The sequence below is a fragment of the uncultured Caballeronia sp. genome (assembly GCF_964243625.1).
Taxonomy (GTDB): domain Bacteria; phylum Pseudomonadota; class Gammaproteobacteria; order Burkholderiales; family Burkholderiaceae; genus Caballeronia.
The window spans coordinates 1-16085 of record NZ_CAXTGZ010000085.1; the positions used below are offsets into that span (position 1 = coordinate 1).

Consider the following 16085-nt stretch of genomic DNA (forward strand, 5'->3'; position numbering starts at 1 on the left):
CATCCTGGCTGTTGCGTCCATCCACAATCCCGGCGATGGAAATTCCGGGCGACTTCGCCAGTTCATCGATAGATGCCTTTTGGCGGGAATTCTGGATCGTGGAACTCAGGGCGCCGACCACGCCGACCCGGGCCTTTCCGCCGAGATTCGCCTGGACATACTTGGCGAGATAGTCGGCGATCAGCTTTCCGCCTACGGCGTTGTCCACGCCCACTTGCGCTTTCTGAGGTCCCGGCGGCAGTACGGCGTCGATGCCCACGACCGTTATTCCGGCCGCCGCCGCTGCCTTGACCGAGGATCGCAGACCATTCACGTCGATTGCATCGACCGCTATTCCGTCGACCTTCTGCTGGATGTAGTCATCCAGCGCATTGTTCTGTGCGCTTGGAACGTCGTTGGCATTGAAGACGATCAGCTTTGCACCGAGCTTGTCGGCCTGCTTCTGTGCGCCCTCGCGCATCTGATTGAAGTAGGTGGCTTGCTGGTTGATGAGAATGAGACTGTACGTCTGAGCCGCGAGCGCAGGCAAGGATGCCGTCAGTAGTAATCCTAAGGTTATCTTGCGAAGCACTTTCCCACGAAGTTGGTTTAGCATTTTCTCGCCTTTAAGGTTGGATATTCAGGTTGCTTTGGGTGCCGTGACCGAAGCACGGACAATCAGTTCAACAGGCAGCAAGAACTCGACGAACGCAGCGTTCTCGTCCGGTTCCGCCAACGCGAGCTCCACTGCCTTTCTTCCCATCTCCCTGATGGGCTGCCGTATTGCGGTCAATGCGGGATTAAACAGATGCAACGGCCCGGCATCGTCGAAAACGATGAGAGACAGGCGCTCCGGAATGGCAATATCCGCCGCATGCAGCGCCTCCAGCAAACCAAACGCTATCTCTCCGCTCGAAACAAAAACCGCTGTTGGCTCTTCGCTCGACTGCAGGATCTGCGCCGCCGCCTGCCGGCCGAACTCCGGCGAATAGTTGCCGAAGCACGTCATGACGACGTTTGCGCCGTTTTCTTCCGCGGCTTCGCGCAAGCCGTTCAGCCGTTCAGTCGTGCTGCGCAGCTTCTCGGGTCCGCCAATGAACGCAATCCGCTTGTGCCCGACGGACGCCAGGTATTGCCCGGCCAGCCGGCCGCCGTTCTCGTTATCGCAAAAGACCTTCGAACAATCGATGCCCGGTACGTCTTCATCGATCAGGATCAGGCCCGGCGCAGCAGCCAGGGTTTCGGCGAGGTCACTCGAGTTGTGATGTCCGCTTACGAACAAAAGGCCGCTCACGCGGTTGCGCAGCATGCGGGACACGTATTCCACTTCACGTGCCGCACTGTTCGACGTTGCGCTCAACAGAACCCCTTGACCATGCTCCTCCGCTGCTTGCTCGACCGCGGACGCGAGCGACGCGAAAAACGGATTGGCAATGTCGGGAATGACGAGCCCCACCGTGTCCGACCGGCCCCGCCCCAGGCTTCGGGCGAGAGGATTGGGCACATAACGCAAGGTCTTGATTGCTGCATCGATCCGTTCGGAGGTCGATGCGGGCAACTTGATGCCCGCGTTGAGGTAACGCGATACGGTCGACGGCGAAACACCGGCGGCCGACGCGACATCGCTCAGGCTTGCTCCCAACTTCATTTTTGCCACTTCGACCTCTACGAAAGCGCTTTACTAAACCGCTTTCGTATTGAAATTCGTCATAAAACTGATGTCAAGCGGAATTTGAGATGGGGGCGCAGGTTTGAAACGATAGCTACTGCAAGGGGTTGTCCGCTATCGGTCAAGGGGCGGTCGCAGTGCGTGCATCGTGCAGCAGGCTGTCCGACCAGCCGCCGCCGAGATCGCCTATCAGCGACGCTGCATCGAGCAAACGCGACTGCTGCACGTTCAGCGCCGTTTGCTGGCTGCTCAACTGCGTTGCCTGGGCGGTCGCGACTGTCGTGTAGTCAACGGTTCCCGCCTGATACTCGTTGAACGCAATCTCGGCGGCGCGGCTTGCGTCGCGCACGGCGGAATCGAGCGTGTCGGACTGCTCGGCCAGGATGCGCAGGCCGGAGAGGTCGTTTTCCACGTCCTCGAAGGCGGTCAGCACCGTGCCGCGATAGTTGGCCACCGCCGCTTGATACGCCGCTTTCGCGGCGGCGACTTCGCCGCTGCGCTCGCCGCCGTCGAACAGCGTTTCGGTCGCGCTGCCGCCGAGCGACCAGACGTAGTTGGCCACGTGCAGCAACCCGCCCAACGGCGACTGCGTGAAGCCGTCCAGCGCCGACAACGATACAGTCGGGTAATACGCCGCCACCGCCACGCCGATCGCCGCATTCTGCGACGCCATCTGGCGCTCCGCCGTCGCGATGTCGGGGCGGCGCTGCAACAAGGTCGACGGAACGCCGACGGGAATATTGGGCAGGCTTGGCATCGTCGTGCTGTGCGGGATGTCGAGGTCTTCCGGGTTCTTGCCCACCAGCACGGCAATTGCATGCGCATTCTGGGCGCGCGCCACGCCGAGCGCGATCAGGCTCGACTGCGCGTTTTCGAGTTGGGCGCGGGCAGTCAGTACGTCGGAAGGCGGGACGATACCGAACTTGTCCTGGTCGGCAACCACGTCCAGATAATGTTGATATGCCTTCACCGTTTGCTGCAGCAGATCGATGTTGGCGTCGCTGGTACGCAATTGAATTACGGCCGTCGCAAGCGCGATCTGTTCGGAGAGCGTCGCGTTCGCGAGCGTCGCCTCGCTCGCCTGCGCGGTGGCGGCATTCTGTTCGATCGTGCGCCGCACCGAACCCCACAAATCAGGCGCCCAGCTCACATTGCCTTCGAGCGAACCGGAATTGCTCACTGTCTGAATATTGCCGATACCGCGGCTCAAACTCGCGCTCGAGGTCCCCGCCGCGCTGCGCTGGCGGGTGCCCGAGCCGGTCACGCCTATGGTTGGAAACAGGGCGGAGCGAGCCACCTTCACTTCGGCGAGCGCTTCCTGATAATTGGCATAGTCCTGCCGCACGGTCTGGTTAGATACCGCCACGAGCGGTTCGAGCTGATCGAGCAGCGGATCGTTGAAGCCGGTCCACCATGCGCCCTTGGGACCATCGGCATCCGGTCGAGCCTGGGTCCAGCCGGGCAATTCACGGAAGGTCGCCGGCACGCTGACTTGCGGCCGATGGTAATCCGGGCCGACCATGCAGCCGCCCAGCAGCAGGGCCGCTGCGGCGGCGAGTGGTTTGGAGGATATCTTCATCGTCATGCCTTTGTATCTGATTGCCCGAGGCTGCCCGCTTGCCCTTCCTGCCGGTTCCACGGCAGACCGGACGACCATTTGACGAGCTTGAAACGCAACCGGTCCAGGTACAGGTAGATCACCGGCGTGGTGTAAAGCGTGAAGACCTGGCTCACGATCAAACCGCCCATCACGGTAATACCGAGCGGCTGGCGCAGCGACGCCCCCTGGCCAATACCGATCGCGAGCGGCACTGCGCCGAGCACGGCGGCGAAGGTGGTCATCATGATCGGGCGCAGACGGACCACCGCGGCGGCGTGAATCGCATCGCGCGCCGGCATGCCTTCGTGGCGCTGCAACTGGATGGCGACATCGACCATCATGATCCCGTTCTTCTTCACAATACCGATCAACAAGATAATGCCGATCAGCGCGATGACCGAGAACGGCGTGCCGAAGATCAGCAGCGCGAGGGTGGCGCCTATTCCCGCCGATGGCAGTGTCGAAAGAATCGTCAGCGGGTGGATCGAGCTTTCATAAAGCACGCCGAGCACGATATACACCACCCCCAGCGCGGCGATGATCAGGAGGGGAACGGTGCCCATCGACTGCGCGTAGGCTTGCGCCGCGCCCGCGAACGCGCCGTGGATGCTCGCCGGCATGCCGATCTCGCGTGCTGCATTTTGCAACGCCTCCTGGGCCTGGCTCAACGATCCGCCCGGCGGCAGGTTGAACGAGATCGTCGCGGCGACCAGTCCGCTCTGGTGATTGACCTGAGTCGACGTATGGTTGCTCACGTAGCTGGAGAGCGCGGGCAGCGGCACCATGGTTTCAGCCGTTGTACTGTCCGCGCTGCCGCTCGAACTGCCGCCCTTGCTGTTGGAAATGCTGTTCGTGGTCGCGTTGGCTTGCGCGTTCGAGTTCAGCGAGTTGGTGCTCGACGTGCTCGATGCCGCGCCGACCGCGCTCGCCGCTGTCACGCCCTTGACCGTTGCGCCCGGCATCTGCGTCTGCTGGCTGCCGGTCGGATTGCCCGCCGCCGTGCTCAGGAAAATCTGCTTGAGCGTCTCCGGGTATTGCCAGTATTGCGGCGCGACTTCCATCACCACGAAGTACTGGTTCAGCGCGTTATAGATAGTCGATACCGTGCGCTGGCCGAACGCATCGTACAGGACGTTATCGATCTGGTTGGGCGCGAAGCCGTAGCGCGCGGCGGTCGCGCGATCGAAGTTGACGTAGGTCTGCAGGCCGTTTTGCTGGAGGTCGGAGTTGACATCGAGCAGGGCGCTGCGGTCCTTGTTGAGCGCGGTCACGAGCTTCGGCGTCCACGCAAACAGCGCGGCGGAGTCATCGCTCGTCAGCGTGTACTGGTATTCAGCCGCCGACTGCCGTCCGCCGATCCGCAGATCCTGCTGCGCCTGGACAAAGAGCCGCGCGCCGGAGACCTGGTTGAGCTTCGGCCGCAAGCGATTGACGACTTCGGTCGCGGTCACGTGACGCTGCCCGAGCGGCTTCGGTTCAATAAATACATTCGCAGTGTTCAGCGCGCGGCCGCCGGTGAACCCTGCCACCGACTGAACCGCCGGGTCCTTCTGCACGATCTGCTGCAACTGCGCGAGCTTCTTTTCCATCGCGGGAAAGGAAATGCTCTGGTCCGCGATGATCTGCCCGATCAGGATGCCCGTGTCCTGTTCGGGAAAGAACGTGGCCGGCACGAGTTTGAACAGGAACACGTTGGCGACCAGCAAGCCGATCAGCAACAGGATCACCAGCAGCGAATGATCGAGCACGGCCGTGAGCGAACGCGCATAGGCGTTCTTGAAGCGGTCGAACTGCCGCTCGACCCAGCCTGCCCATCGCGCCTTGGCATGCCCCGCGTTCTCGCGGCTCAGGACGTACGCGCACATGGCCGGCGTGACGGTGAGCGAGATCACGAGCGAGATCAGGATCGCAATCGAAAGCACGACGGCGAATTCATGGAACAGCAATCCTACGATGCCCGGCATCAGCAGGATCGGCAGGAACACGGCGATGAGCGACAAGCTCATCGATATCACCGTGAAGCCCACTTCGGCGCTGCCTTTCAGCGCGGCTTCTATTGGACTGAGACCGAGTTCCAGGTGGCGCACGATGTTTTCCAGCACTACGACGGCGTCATCGACCACGAAGCCCGTGCCGATGGTCAGCGCCATCAGCGACAGATTGTCGATGCTGTAGCCAAGCAGGTACATCGGCCCGAACGTGCCGACGATCGATATGGGCAACGCCACTGCCGGGATGAGCGTGGCGCGCGGCGACTGCAGGAACACGAACACCACGCCGACCACCAGCAGCACGGCGATGAACAGGGTCCGCTCGGTATCGCCCACTGACGAGCGCACCGATTCCGACCGGTCGATCGCGACGTTGACATGCACGCTGCTCGGCAGCGTCGCCTCGATCGAAGGCAGCACGTTCCTGATCTGCCTGACCGTACTCACGATGTTGCTGCCGGGCATCGGGTAGACAATGACGAGCACCGCCGACTTCGAGTTGAAGAGCCCGGCGTTGCGGATATTCTCGTTGGAGTCGCGCACCTGGGCAACATCGCTCAGGAGCACCGGCGCGCCGTTCCGGTAGGCGATCACAAGCTGACGATAGGGCGCCGCCTTCGTGATCTGGTCATTCGATACAACCACGTAACGCTGGTCGCCCTGGTCGAGATGGCCCTTGGCGCTGTTGGCGTTGGCCGCCGAGATTGCCGCGCGTACATCTTCGAGACCGATCCCGTAGCTGCTCAGCTTGCCCGGCTGCAACTCGACCCGCACCGAAGGCAACGCGCCGCCGCCCAGCGTGATCTGGCCCACGCCGTTCACTTGCGAAAGTTGCTGCTGGATCACCGAATCCGCTGAATCGTAAAGCTGCGCCTTGGTGAGCGTATCGGACGTCAGCGCTAGTACCATGATCGGCGAGTCCGCCGGGTTGTATTGCCGATACGTCGGGTTGGCGCGCAAGGTCGACGGCAAGTCGGCGCGCGCGGCCTGGATGGCCGCCTCGACATCGCGAGCGGCGCCGTTGATGTCGCGGTTTAGCGCAAACTCGACCACGATCATCGATGAACCCACGTAGCTGATCGACGTCAGCTCTTCCACGCCCGCAATCGTGCCGAGCCGCCGTTCGAGCGGTTCGGCCACGGTAGAGGCCATGATGTTCGGGCTCGCGCCGGCCATGTTGGCCTGCACCACGATCACCGGAAACGCGATGTTCGGCAACGGCGCGACCGGAAGCCGGAAGTACGAAAGCGCGCCGGAGATCAGGATTGCGATCGCCAGAAGCGTGGTCGCGACCGGGCGCCGGATGAATAACGCCGAGATGTTCACGGCGCCTGCTCCGCGGGCGCTTCAGGCAGGTTGCGCTTGCGCCGGTTCCTGACGCGCTCGGCGATCCTGTCGAAGAACAGGTAGATGACCGGCGTGGTAAAAAGCGTCAGCATCTGGCTCACCGTCAATCCGCCGATGATCGCAAGCCCGAGCGGGCGGCGCAGCTCCGAGCCCGTGCCGCTGCCGAGCAACATGGGCAACGCGCCGAGCATGGCGGCGAGCGTCGTCATCAGGATTGGCCGGAAGCGCAGCAGCGACGCCTCGAAGATCGCATCGCGCGGCGATTTGCCATGATTGCGTTCGGCGTCGAGCGCGAAGTCGACCATCATGATCGCGTTCTTTTTCACAATGCCGATCAGCAACACAATGCCGATAATGCCGATCACATCCAGGTCGCTGCCCGCGATCATCAACGCGAGCAATGCGCCGATACCCGCCGATGGCAACGTGGAAAGAATCGTCACCGGATGGATGAAGCTCTCATAAAGCACCCCCAGCACGATATACACCGCCACCAGCGCGGCGATCAGCAAATACACCTCGCTCGACAACGAGTCCTGGAACGCCTGCGCCGCGCCCTGCAGCGACGACGTAATGGATGGCGGCAGCTTGACCGCTTGTTCCACCTCGTGAATGCGCGCGACCGCCGTGCTCAGCGACGCGCCCGGCGCGAGATTGAACGAGATCGTGACGGCCGGGAACTGCGCGAGATGGCTGATCACGAGCGGCGACTTGACGATCTGGATCTTGGCAATTGCAGAGAGCGGCACTTGTCCCGTGCTGCTCGTCTGGCTTGGCAGGTACAGGTTGCCTATGGATGCGACATTGGGCAGCGACTCAGGTCTCGCAACGAGGATCACGCGGTACTGATCCGATTGCTGGAAGATCGTCGAGACGATCCGCTGGCCGAGCGCGTCGTACAGCGCGTTGTCGATGGTCGCCGGTGTGATGCCGAAGCGCGCCGCCAGTTGCCGGTTCACTTCCACGTTCACACTCAGGCCGTCAGTGTTCATGTCGCTTTGCACGTCGGCCAGCGACGGAATCTGCTTCAGCCGGTCGACGAGTTCCGGCACGTACTTCTGGAACGCCTGCTGGCTCGGCCCGCGCAGCACGAAGCTGTACTGGTTCGGCGAGACCGTGGTGTCGAGCGTGAGATCCTGCTCAGGCTGCATGTAAAGCTTGATGCCCGACACATTGGCGACCTCCTGCTGCAACCGCCGCGCAATTTCTTGCGCCGTGTCCGAACGCTTGTCGCGATCGCGCAGGTTGATCAGGAAACGCCCGTTGTTCAGCGTGGAATTCGTGCCGTCGATGCCGACATAAGAGGTCAGCGACGTGACATCGGGGTCTTTCAGGATGGCGTCCGCGAGTGCGCGCTGACGCGTGACCATCGCCTTGTACGACACCGAGTTGTCGGCCACGCTGATCCCCTCGATCACGCCGATATCCTGGGTCGGGAAAAGACCCTTCGGGATCACCACATACAGCACGCCGGTCAGCACGACCGTGCCGATCGCGACCATCAGCGTGAGCATCTGGTGGTCGAGCACCCAGCGCAAACCGCGTTCGTAGCCGGCGAGGGTTTTATCGAAGAGCCCTTCGCTGATGCGCTCGAAACGGCTCGGATGACGTTGCGCCTGGGCGCGCAGAAGCCGCGCGCAAAGCATGGGCACGACTGTCAGTGAAACCACTGCCGACAGCACGATGGTCACCGCGAGCGTCACCGCGAATTCGCTGAACAGGCGCCCGATCACGCCGCCCATGAAGAGCAGCGGAATCAGCACCGCGATCAGCGAGATGGTCAGCGAGAGAATCGTGAAGCCGATCTGACCGGCGCCTTCGAGCGCCGCTTCGAGTGGCGTCCTGCCTTCCTCCAGATAACGCACGATATTCTCGATCATCACGATCGAGTCATCGACCACGAAGCCGGTCGCGATGATCAACGCCATCAGCGAGAGGTTATCGATGGAATAGTTCAACTGGTACATCACCGCCAGCGTGCCGATCAGCGATACCGGCACCGAGATGCTCGGAATGATCGTGGCCGGCACGTTGCGCAGGAACACGAAGATCACGGCCACCACGAGGACGATGGCGAGCAGGAGTTCGAACGCGGCATCGGATACCGATGAACGGATCACGCCCGTCGTGTCCGATACAACCGTGACCTTCATGCCCGCCGGCAGCGTGGATTCGAGCTGCGGCAACTGCTTCGTGATCTGGTTGACGGTCGCGATCACGTTCGCACCCGGCTGGCGCTGCACGTTCAAGATGATCGCCGGCGTGCCGTTGTACCAGGCGCCGCGCTCGACGTCCTGCGGCGCCTGGGTCACCTTTGCGACGTCGCGCATGAACACCGGCGCGCCGTTCTGATACGCGACGACCGTGTTCAGGTAGTCCTTCGGATCGGAGATCTGGTCGTTGCCGTTGATGGTGTAGTCGAGGTCGGGGCCATCGAAATTGCCCTTCGGCTGGCTCACGTTGACGTAGCTCAGCAACGTGCGCAGGTCGTCTATGTTGAGGCCGTAGGCGGCGAGCTTTTGCGGGTCCGCTTCCACGCGGATGGCCGGCACGTTGCCGCCGCTCGTGGTGACCACGCCCACGCCCGATACTTCCGAAATCTTGGTGCCGAGGCGATTGTTGGTGGCGTCCTCCAGTTGCGTGAGCGACATCGACGGGGAGGTGACCGCGAGCGTCAGGATCGGCTGGTCCGCCGGATTGACCTTGGCGTAGGTTGGCGGCGCCGGCAAGCCGGTCGGCAGAAAACTGTTGGCAGCGTTGATGGCCTGCTGGACATTCTGCTGCGCGATATCGAGATTCAGCGACAAGTCGAACTGCAACGTTATGACCGACGCGCCGTCCGAGCTGTACGACGTCATCTGCTGCAGGCCGGGAATCTCGCCCAGTTGCACTTCGAGCGGCGCCGTGACGGTGGTTGCCATCACATCCGGACTGGCCCCCGGATAAAACGTCTGCACCTGGATGGTCGGATAGTCGACGTTGGGTAGCGACGAAACCGGCAGGACGCGCACCGCGATGAGGCCCACCAGCACGAGGGCGATCATCAGCAGCAGCGTGGCTACCGGTCGGAGAATAAACAGGCGGGAAATGTTCATCGGCGCATGGGTCCGATACTACGAAGCAGCTTGCGCGGAGGCAGCGGCCGCGCCAGACGCGCCGGCTTGGGCGTGTCTATGCTGAGCTTGCGCGCCGCTTGCAGGGGGCTCACCGGTCGCGACGCCCGAAGCGGGCTTTGCCGCAGCCGCCTGAATCTTTGCGCCATCGCTCAGACGATCAGTGCCGTCCGTCACCACGATATTGCCCGCTGCAAGACCTGACGTGATCACCGTGTTCTTGCCGTCGCTCGGGCCGAGCGCGACCTTGTGAACCGACACCGTATTGTTGGCGTTCACCAGATACACGTAGTCGCCCGGCGCGCCGCTTTGCACTGCCGGCGTGGGCACCAGCACGGCGTTCTGCAGTGTATCGACCAGCAATTTGACGTTGACGAACTCGCTTGGGAACAGCGCTTCATCGTCATTGGGGAAGGTCGCTCTCAACGTCACGGTGCCCGTGCTCGTCGCCATCTGGTTGCTGACCGCATACAGGGTTCCGGTTGCGATCTCCCGCGAGTTGTCGCTGCTGTAGGCGGTGACCGGCAGGCGTGCGCCGCCGTTCATGCGTTGCAGCACGTTCGCGAGGGAATCCTGCGGCACTGTGAACTGAACCGTGGTGGGTTTCATGGTGGTGATCACGACGATCCCCGGCGACGATGACGCCGTGACGTAATTCCCCGGGTCGACCAGACGCAGGCCGACGCGCCCGGAGACCGGTGCGGTGATGTGGCAATACGCCAGATCGAGATCGAATTGCGCGATGTTGGCAAGGTCGACCTTGACCGCCGCTTCGTCCTGCTGCACGAGGAACTGCTGGTCGGCAAAAGTCTGCTCGGCAATCGACTTGCGTTCGTTGAGCTGCGTGAAGCGGACGAGGTCGGCGCGTGCCTGCGCCAGGGCGGCGCGGTCTTTGGCCAGCGTCGCCTCGGCTTGTTGTTTGTCGATTTCGTACTGGCGCGGGTCGATCTGCGCGAGGAACTGGCCTTTCTGCACGTCCTGGCCTTCGTGATATCCGACGGCGGTCAGGTAGCCGCTCAGTTGCGGCAGCACCGTGACCGTCGCGGTAGGCGTCACCGTGCCGAGTTCGCTGAGGACCTCAGGCATCGAACCCGTGCTCGCCGTGGCCACGCTGACCACTTGCGGCGGCGTAGGACGAGGGGCCTTTTTGGCGCGGAGCAAGTGCACGACAACGACCGCGATCAGCGCAAGGATTACAACTACAACGACTATTCGCAGCAAACGCGGGTGCTTGCCTGGCTTCGGGGATTCAATACTTTGTTCGGATGGCGTCATAAAGACCTTGGCAACATCTCAAAAATATTACGCACCGATTGAATCGAGATTACGGGCTTCGACTCATGGCGGCTTGGCACAGGCCTCGGGTGCAGCTATCACCGGATCATAAAATTACAACGGCAATACAATATGCATTACGAAGTAATTACTAAAGGCATGCGGAAGACCATTGACCGAGTTTCGCGCATTTCCAGATCGTATCAATCGATGGCGCCAATCTGGTTACCGGAACATTGCGTTTTGTTACGAATTGGATTTAGAAGGCGACAGTAACCCGTTTGGAAACGTCCGGCTATGAAGGCCATGTGCCTTCCATCGAAAGAGTTTTTCTAACCCGGGCCGGGACTTAATCTGCTTTGTCATCGCGTCACGCCATCGTTATTCTTGTCCTCGCCAGTTTCGAAGTGGGCCGGCCGACGCCGCCGATGCGCCATCGTTTCCGGCCCGTGATCATTCCCGCCACCATGAAGGTTCACCAGATGGATACAGTCTCGCAGACACCGCTGATTCTGATAACGGGCGGAGGCCGTGGCGTAGGCGCGGCGACTGCGCGTCTTGCGGCCGCACAAGGCTACGACGTAGCGATAAGTTTCGTCTCCAACGAGTCCGCCGCCCTTGCGGTGGCGGCTGACGTGGAAGCGCTGGGGCGCCGGGCGTTGCCCGTGCGCGCGGACAGCGCAGACCCGGAACAGGTCGTTCAGCTATTCGCCGCGATCGACCGGGAGTTCGGCCGGATCGATGTACTGGTGAACAACGCCGCCATCATCGCGCAGCAATCCCGCCTGGAGGACCTCGGTTTCGAGCGGATGCAGCGGGTCTTCGCAGTCAACTCGATCGGCCCGATTCTCTGTGCCCAGCAAGCGGTGAAGCGCATGTCCTATCGTCACAACGGACGGGGGGGCTCCGTGATCAACATCTCGTCGGCATCGGCCCGGCTCGGTAGCCCGAATGAATATGTCGACTACGCTGCATCGAAGGGCGCCGTCGAGACATTCACTATCGGATTTGCAAAGGAAGTCGCACGCGACGGAATACGCGTCAACTGCGTTCGCCCCGGGCACATCTACACCGAAATGCATGCCAGCGGCGGCGAGCCGGGACGGGTGGATCGTGTCAAAGAGTCGATCCCGATGGGAAGAGGCGGTCAGCCGGAAGAGGTCGCGCGCGCGATCCTGTGGCTGGCAAGCGCAGAGGCTTCCTTCATCACCGGCACGTTCCTCGATGTCACTGGCGGCAAGTGAGCGGCAAGGCAGGGCGAAATAAGCAGTGCCGCGACTTCTTCGATCGAGCCGTGCCCCTACACCTCGCGACGCGGGCCTGAAATGCCCGATACCCGCCGAAGCCCATGCCCCGGCGGGGAGCCCGCCACACCTTACCAGGACCAGCGAACGCCGGCATTACCCTCGATCGTGCGTTGATGCGAACCGCCGAGGTTGGTCAGGTAACTGAGCGTCGCGTAAGCGCTGGCAGACTTGCTCACCTTCGTGACCAGTCCTGCACCAACCTGACCTGCAGTCTGCCCCACGGATCCTGGCAACGTCGTCGTGCCGGCGAAGGTCACATCGTCGCCTGCACCAAAATTCCGCAATACCGATACACGCAAATACGGTTGCCACGTGGCAATGGCGTTGGTGTAAGTCCCTTGCAGCCGTACGCCGAGCCGCCCGAGAAACGTGTTGCCGTGCTTGAACGAGACCGTCGAGACGCCGTCGTTCAGATCGTTGATGGAGAGGTTCTGCCAGATGATCTGTGCCTGCGGCTCGACTTCCAGACCGTACGCAATCGGAATCGGCAAACCGGCTTCCAGTGAACCGCTGAGCGCGTGGCCATGCGTGCTCACACCGACGCCATCGTGGGACATCGGATCAATGGTGAGCGATGTGCCCATCAACACCGCGTCGGTGTACCAGCCGCCGGGTCCGATATGCGTCCAGTACCCCCCAAGGCTGTAACCGTTGACCGCGAGATGGCCGACATCGAGGTTGGGTGTCGCGAGTGCGTAACCGTTGACATCGCCCGTTGCGCGCGTGAAGCCGACGAAAAACCCGTAGTGATTGCGATGCCCGCCCGGCGTCGAATCTGCGTAGATATCGTGTCCGGCTTGCGCGCCATAAATGGACCCGGAAAACTCCGGATTCAATGCGCCGTCCTGGCTTTGCGTCGTGTGACCACCCCACACGCGGCCCCACGCCGCCGGCAATGTGCCGCTCTCGTCGAGCAGGGACTGTTCGCCCTGACGATCGTGGAAGGTACCGATCTGTTCAATGCCGATCTGCCGCGCGACCATGGGAATCGCCGCATACACCGGCGCTTCAGGCCTGTACACCGGCGCAGCCGGGGCTGCGGCGGTGGCCGGCGTCGCTGCTGCCTGACTGAGCGCCGCGAGCAGCGTTGGCGGAGTTCCGGGCGCGGCGATGGGGGTATCGGCGGGCGCAAGCGGGTTGGCGGCGGATACTGGCAGCGACGGATTCACCGGCAACGGCGCAGTGGAAGGTGGTGCGGGGGTGCCGGGGGGCGCGGGTGTGGTGGGGGGCGCAGGCGCTACCGGAGCGGGCGCAATCGTATTACGCAGATACCAGTTTTGCGCGGTGCCGTCCGAGACGCCACCTTTCGCAAGGTAGTACGAATACGCGCCTGCTTTCACCGGACTGGCAAGGTGAAACGCGCTCAGGTCAGTGGTGGCTCCGTTGTTCGCTTCGATTACCTGGATGCCGTTGGCGAGTGTCACCGCGCCAGCGCCTCCAGCGTTGTTGATCTTGAGCGCCGATGTTCCCGTCGCAGTCGATGCCGGTCCGCTGATCACCAGTCTGTCGGATGCGGCATTGTCGCCCGCCACCACCGTGTTCAGCGCAATCGTGCCGTTCGCCCCAATGTAGTTGCCCGTCACGTTCAACCGGTTGCCGACGGCCGCGCCGCCCACGGCGGCCAGCCCTGCGTTGGTGAAGGTTCCGTTAATGGTGAACGCGCCGTTGCCTGAGCTGGCGAAAGCGGGGAGTGCATCGGCCACGGCGATCGTACCGTTGTTCGTCACATTGCCCGTGACGCTGCCGTAGCCTCCGAGCGTGCCCGCGCTCGCCACGCTCACGCTGCCATCGCCGGAAAGCGCTGCGCCAGGGTGTTGCGCGTCACCGACGGCAAGCGTTCCCGCCGCGACCGTGGTGCCGCCGCTGTACGGATTGTCGGCGGTGAACACGGTGGTGCCGGGGCCGGCCTGCGTGACCGAACCCGTGCCCGAGATCGTGCCCGCAAATGCAACTGCATCGGAGCGGTTGAAGACGAGTGATCCGTTGTTGGCTACATCGCCTACGATGCCGCCTGATGTGCCGCCATCGCCCAGTTGTAGCGTGCCTGCGGCGATGGCCGTACCACCCGTGTACGTGTTGTTCGCGGTGAGCGTCGTTGTGCCCGCGCCTGCTTGTGTGACCGAACCTGTGCCAGAGATGGCGCCGGGAAACGTCATGGCATCGGAGCGATTGAAGACGAGCGATCCGTTGTCATTCACATCGCCGAGAATGCTTCCCGACGTGCCGCCATCGCCGAGTTGAAGCGTGCCTGCAGCGATGGTCGTTCCGCCCGTGTACGTGTTGTTTGCCGTAAGCGTCGTTGTGCCCGTGCCTGCTTGCGCGAGCGAACCGGTGCCGGAGACTGCGCCGGAAAATGTCGTGGCATCGGAGCGATTGAAGACGAGCGTTCCGTTGTCATTCACATCGCCGACAATGCTCCCCGATGTACCGCCATCGCCAAGTTGAAGCGTGCCTGCAGCGATGGTCGTGCCGCCGGTATAAGTGTTGCTCGACGTAAGCGTTGTGGTGCCCGCGCCTGCCTGTGTGACCGAACCTGCACCGGAGACCGCGCCGGAAAACGTCGTGGCATCCGAGCGATTGAAGACGAGCGATCCGTTGTTGTTCACATCGCCGACAATGCTCCCCAATGTACCGCCATCGCCGAGTTGAAGCGTGCCTGCAGCGATGGTCGTGCCGCCCGTGTACGTGTTGTTCGCAGTAAGCGTCGTAGCGCCGGCGCCTGCCTGCCCGACCGACCCTGTACCGGAGATCGCGCCGGAAAACGTAGCGTCATCGGAGCGGTTGAAGACGAGCGATCCGTTGTCAATCACATCACCCTCGATGCTCCCGCTAGTCCCCCCAGCCCCGAGTTGGAGCGTCCCGGCCGCGATCGTCGTTCCTCCCGCATAGGTGTTCGCACCGGTCATTGCGAGCGTGCCGCTCCCGGCCTTGGTCAACGCCCCCGGTCCTGAAATGCCTTGCGCGACTGTCGATGAAAATCCCTGCGTATCGATAGTTCCACCCGGCGCATTGATCGAGACCGGCCGCGTTCCCGCAAGGTCCACGCTTTGGTTGAACCGCAGCGTGCCGCCGTTGAAGGTGATGCCGCCGTTGGCGGCACCGAGCGCATTGTCCGCCCCGATGGCAACGGTGCCCTGAGTGATCGTAGTGCCCCCGGAGTAGGTGTTTCCGCCCGCCGCGGCTGGCGCGAGGGTCAACACGCCGGCCCCCGTCTTCTCGACGGCGCCGGTGCCGCTCAGACTGCCGGCATACGTGCCGTCGTCGGGTTGGGCGAAACGGACGAGCCCGTTGTCCGTCACGCCGGGCGGCAAGCTCTGCGCGCGAGCCTGCAGAATGCCGGCCGGTTCGACCAGCACTTTCCCCGTGTAGTTCGTGTTGTTGCCGGTGAGTGCAAGCGTGCCTTGCTGGACATCCGCGATCGTCACGCCCGTCACCGTGCCGCTCAGCGTCCAGAACCCGGTGTCGTTCTTGATCAGCGAAGAGAAGTTCACCATGTTGCCGGGTAAGGTCGCGGTCCCTTCGCCGCTCAGGAAAATTGTGTTGTTGCCGCCGCCGCCATTGAAGTTGCCGCTGATACTGGAACCCGTGTAAAGGCGCAATGTGTCGTTGCCGCCTGCGAAAATCAGGTTGCCGATCACCTGGCCGCGATTTGTGAAATCGACCGCGCCATTGCCGGAACTGCCTATCACGTTACTCGGGGCCTGGATTACCCCGGTGGCGTTATTGATTACCGTATTCAGCCCGCTGGTATTCTGAAACCAGATAGCGGCCGAATTGATCCCGCGTATTGTCCCGTTATTGACG

At 62.4% G+C, this 16085-nt stretch carries 8 protein-coding genes; 1 reads left to right on the forward strand and 7 read right to left on the reverse strand.

Annotated features, from left to right (window positions below; all coding sequences use genetic code 11):
• From ACFFAR_RS08360 to ACFFAR_RS08385, 6 genes are all read right to left on the reverse strand, one after another.
• On the reverse strand, positions 1–595 hold a 595-nt coding region (locus ACFFAR_RS08360), incomplete at its 3' end, for a substrate-binding domain-containing protein (RefSeq protein WP_375507737.1).
• A gap of 24 nt (positions 596–619) precedes the next feature.
• Positions 620–1627: a substrate-binding domain-containing protein gene (locus ACFFAR_RS08365; protein WP_174364546.1), complete on the reverse strand. Its 1008-nt coding sequence runs from the start codon at positions 1625–1627 to the stop codon at positions 620–622.
• A gap of 142 nt (positions 1628–1769) precedes the next feature.
• On the reverse strand, positions 1770–3233 hold the full coding sequence (locus ACFFAR_RS08370) for an efflux transporter outer membrane subunit (protein WP_375507738.1): 1464 nt from the start codon (positions 3231–3233) through the stop codon (positions 1770–1772).
• The gene (locus tag ACFFAR_RS08375) at positions 3230–6565 is read right to left on the reverse strand and encodes an efflux RND transporter permease subunit (protein ID WP_375507739.1); all 3336 of its coding nucleotides are present in this window, start codon (positions 6563–6565) and stop codon (positions 3230–3232) included. The genes ACFFAR_RS08370 and ACFFAR_RS08375 overlap by 4 nt, the downstream gene beginning before the upstream one ends.
• Positions 6562–9681 (reverse strand): efflux RND transporter permease subunit, encoded by a 3120-nt coding sequence (locus ACFFAR_RS08380; RefSeq protein WP_075360315.1) that lies wholly within the window; start codon positions 9679–9681, stop codon positions 6562–6564. The genes ACFFAR_RS08375 and ACFFAR_RS08380 overlap by 4 nt, the downstream gene beginning before the upstream one ends.
• Positions 9682–9699: 18 nt before the next feature.
• Positions 9700–10974, reverse strand: a complete 1275-nt coding sequence (locus ACFFAR_RS08385) for an efflux RND transporter periplasmic adaptor subunit (protein ID WP_075360316.1) — start codon at positions 10972–10974, stop codon at positions 9700–9702.
• Positions 10975–11456: 482 nt separating this feature from the next.
• On the opposite strand from ACFFAR_RS08385, the gene ACFFAR_RS08390 reads away from it, so the two are divergent.
• Positions 11457–12218 (forward strand): SDR family oxidoreductase, encoded by a 762-nt coding sequence (locus ACFFAR_RS08390; protein ID WP_075360386.1) that lies wholly within the window; start codon positions 11457–11459, stop codon positions 12216–12218.
• A 131-nt stretch (positions 12219–12349) separates the two neighbouring features.
• Here the strand turns inward: ACFFAR_RS08390 and ACFFAR_RS08395 are convergent, their stop codons facing one another.
• Positions 12350–15970: an autotransporter outer membrane beta-barrel domain-containing protein gene (locus tag ACFFAR_RS08395; protein WP_375507740.1), complete on the reverse strand. Its 3621-nt coding sequence runs from the start codon at positions 15968–15970 to the stop codon at positions 12350–12352.
• Positions 15971–16085: the final 115 nt, after the last annotated feature.